The organism is Rahnella sp. ChDrAdgB13 (assembly GCF_017655185.1).
GTDB classification, from domain to species: domain Bacteria; phylum Pseudomonadota; class Gammaproteobacteria; order Enterobacterales; family Enterobacteriaceae; genus Rahnella; species Rahnella contaminans.
The window spans coordinates 1-3,212 of sequence record NZ_JAEMGT010000136.1; the positions used below are offsets into that span (position 1 = coordinate 1).

General features: G+C 46.9%; 3 protein-coding genes. 2 read left to right on the forward strand and 1 reads right to left on the reverse strand.

Translation table 11 applies throughout. The annotated features are described in order from the left end of the window. Positions 1–391: 391 nt before the first annotated feature. Positions 392–1,282, reverse strand: a complete 891-nt coding sequence (locus J8X26_RS24735; protein WP_208952265.1) for an SIS domain-containing protein — start codon at positions 1,280–1,282, stop codon at positions 392–394. Between the two features lie 421 nt (positions 1,283–1,703). Here J8X26_RS24735 and rpiB point away from each other — a divergent pair, with 421 nt between their 5' ends. Continuing rightward, positions 1,704–2,156, forward strand: coding sequence for a ribose 5-phosphate isomerase B (gene rpiB, locus J8X26_RS24740; RefSeq protein ID WP_208952266.1), 453 nt, complete (start codon positions 1,704–1,706; stop codon positions 2,154–2,156). Further along, complete coding sequence (rpe, locus tag J8X26_RS24745) at positions 2,149–2,805, forward strand: ribulose-phosphate 3-epimerase (RefSeq protein WP_208952267.1); 657 nt, start codon at positions 2,149–2,151, stop codon at positions 2,803–2,805. The genes rpiB and rpe overlap by 8 nt, the downstream gene beginning before the upstream one ends. The last annotated feature ends 407 nt before the right edge of the window (positions 2,806–3,212 follow it).

Here is a 3,212-nt window from a genome sequence, read left to right on the forward strand (position 1 = left end):
TTCTCACGTAATGTGGTTTGGGAAAGTGCATTTATTGCGCGTCCGGCCGATCATCATTGCGCGTCACTACAGTTATTACTGGAAATCAACCGCATAACCATTTCTCAATCTCCTTCATCTGATGAGCTGTTGCTGCTTACCTGCCGCGACCGAAAGAAAAAAAGCCGATAGCAAGTGAAGTGTCATGAGTGAAACTTTACATGCAAAAAATACTTTGTGAAGTATAGTGATGTGATGGAGATCATATTATAGAAAATAAAAAAATAAATTCTATTATAAACAACATGTTAAAATCATTGTCGGATGTATTGGTTTTTGTGAGGTATTACAGATATTGGCGGGGGTAGTTTTTTATGTGAATGTTTGTGGGCCGGTATCGCGGCCCTCATATTCAGAATTTATTTTTGCTGTGCAGGGGTTCTACGATGCTTATTCCGCGCTGTAAGTTTGCACTCAGTTGCTGATAGTCCTGTAACAGCAGTGCAATAAACAATGTATCCAGCAAGTTCAGCTGAATCACGCGTGCCACCGCATTTTGCCCAAGAAGCGGGCCACTTCTTGCCGGACTAAAAATGGAAAGATCGGATAACTGAGAGAGTGGCGAGCGGTTATCGTTTGTAATACAGATAATACGCACCCCACGCTTCCGGGCAATTTCAACCGCGTTAAGTAATTCCCGAGTATCCCCAGACTGGGAGATAACCACCATAACATCTCCTTCACCAAGCTGACAGGCCACCATCAACATAAGGTGAAAATCACTGTAGGTATGGCTGTGAATACCTATTCTGAGGAGTTTATGCTCGAAATCATGACAGACGGAGGATGACCCACCGACGCCCAGTAAGACTACCCGGTGCGCTTCATACAGCAGGTGGGCCGCCTGATTGATGACATTAACATCTGCTACCGTTTGTGCTTCTTTCAGGGCCTGGATCGAGTTGCTAAATACTTTGTCCATCACCACTGAGAGGTTGTCATGCTCTGAGATCTCTTCTTCTCTTTCGAAGGGCAGAACATCAAAGTAAGCCAGTAGTGCGCTGCGCAGTTCACGAAAACCAGAATAGCCGAGTTTCTTGGCCACTTTGACGACCATAGGTTCAGATACTCCCAATGTGGTCGCGACTTCCCTGATGCTGATCCCCTCAGGCAGGTTTCCTTTAACCAGCAGCCAGTCGGCAATGCTGCGTTCTTTATTGTTCAGCGAAGAAAGCGACATGCGGATTTTCGCCCCTGTCGCGAGCGCGCTTTCGCTCTCCGGCTCCCGAAAAAAATCACTCATTTTGCTTCTCATCGTTAATCAGTTCTGAATGCCATATTCGCTTAATCCTTCACAAGGATCAACTTCACATGACTTAACATTTATGTGACATAGCGTGCAAATATTAAATAGCAGACGATTATTTTAATGAAAAACATTTCTATAAATCATGTTGTTATCATTTTTTTCTTAGTGTGTTGTATAGAGATTCGTTTTTTTACAAAAAAAACTTCACATTAAAATCTAAGCGTGTGAATATACTATATAGAATACGCGGTTGTGCCGAGCCGGGGCTGAACTGAATGCTCCATAACTTCATATAACTGCGTCAGGGTGTGAAGCGTTTGCGGGCGATAAACCATGCCATGGTCGTATCTGGCGCTAAACGCGAAGACCAGAAAATTACGTAGCGAATATGGCTAATTATCCGTGGAGAGGGAAAATGAAAATTGCGGTTGGTTGTGATCATGTGGGCCTGTTGCTGAAACCGGACATTATCCGTCACCTGGAGAGCAAAGGGATTGAAGTTGTCGATAAAGGCACGAACAGTGCTGAACGGACTGACTATCCGATTTACGGTAAGGCGGTGGCGGAGTCTGTCAGCAGCGGCGAGGTGGATCTGGGCATTCTGATTTGCGGTTCAGGCATTGGCATTTCCATCACGGCAAATAAAGTTACAGGCATCCGGGCTGTGGTATGTAGTGAGCCATACTCCGCGAAGCTTTCTCGTGAGCATAACAATACCAATATTCTGGCGTTTGGATCGCGGGTAGTTGGCAGTGAACTGGCAAAAATGATTGTTGATGAATGGTTGGATGCGAAATTCGAAGGTGAGCGTCACCAGACGCGTATTGATATGATTACTGCACTGGAAAATGAGGTGCCCCATGGCTAAGTTTTGTCCTTCTATGATGTGCATCGACTTCTCGCGTCTTGCCGCAGAAGTCGATGCATTGGAAAAAGCGGGCGCAGATATGTTCCATCTCGACGTTATGGACGGCCATTTTGTGCCTAATTTTGCGCTGGGTCTTGAAGATATCAAGGCGATCTCAAAGCTGGCCAGTATCCCTTACGATGTCCATCTGATGTTGTCTGACCCGGACCCTTTTATTGAGACGTTTGCCGGGCTGGGCTGCGAGATCATTTATGTACATGCTGAAGCGCCGGTGCATCTCCACCGTACGCTGACAAATATTCGTAAAGCGGGAGCTAAAGCCGGAGTGGCGCTCAATCCCGGTACACCGATATCGGTACTGGAAGAAATTGTTGATGTGACGGATGTTGTGCTGGTGATGTCAGTCAATCCGGGATATGCCGGGCAGGCTTTTATTGAAGGTTCCGTCGATAAGATTAACCGCATTCACGATCTGCTGCGTCATAAAGGTGCTGCGACACAGATTGCTATCGATGGGGCTATATCATCTGCGGTCGTTAAACGCCTTTCAGAGAAAGTTGACTATTTTGTGCTGGGTACCGCGGGATTATTCAGAAAAGATAAAAACTATAAAGAGTCGTTAATTTCTCTTTCCGCCCTGACAGTATGATCAGGGCTTACGCACTAAAATGAACTGGCGATAATTCAGATTCTGTCGCATTAATGACATTGAATATGTGTGGGGACACTGATCTGTCGGGAGCCGGATACGGTAGTTCCGCAAGTCCGGTTCTGAGGAGGGGCCCGTCCGGGTCTACTCACCTCAAACCCCTTAAACCGGTCTAGTAGGCGGGGCTGACTGGGGAATATTCGGGTCACAGCCCGGCGGCGCCGGGCTTACGGCGACGTTTGGCTACAGAGGTATGCGGAACATCGTTTGTCGCCTTCATGCCGCTCTGCGGCATGAAGATATCCCAACAGACCCCACAATATGAGGTTGCATCCTAAATAGCTGCGCCTAATACCGCTACACTTTTGCCTGCCCATGTTTTGCTCCGGGGAATGGGCTGGCGGTTT

Excerpts from the sequence above, each read along its gene's own strand:
- J8X26_RS24735 (WP_208952265.1), bottom strand. The coding sequence starts at position 1,282 with ATGAGTGATTTTTTTCGGGAGCCGGAGAGCGAAAGCGCGCTCGCGACA.
- rpiB (WP_208952266.1), top strand. The coding sequence starts at position 1,704 with ATGAAAATTGCGGTTGGTTGTGATCATGTGGGCCTGTTGCTGAAACCG.
- rpe (WP_208952267.1), top strand. The coding sequence starts at position 2,149 with ATGGCTAAGTTTTGTCCTTCTATGATGTGCATCGACTTCTCGCGTCTT.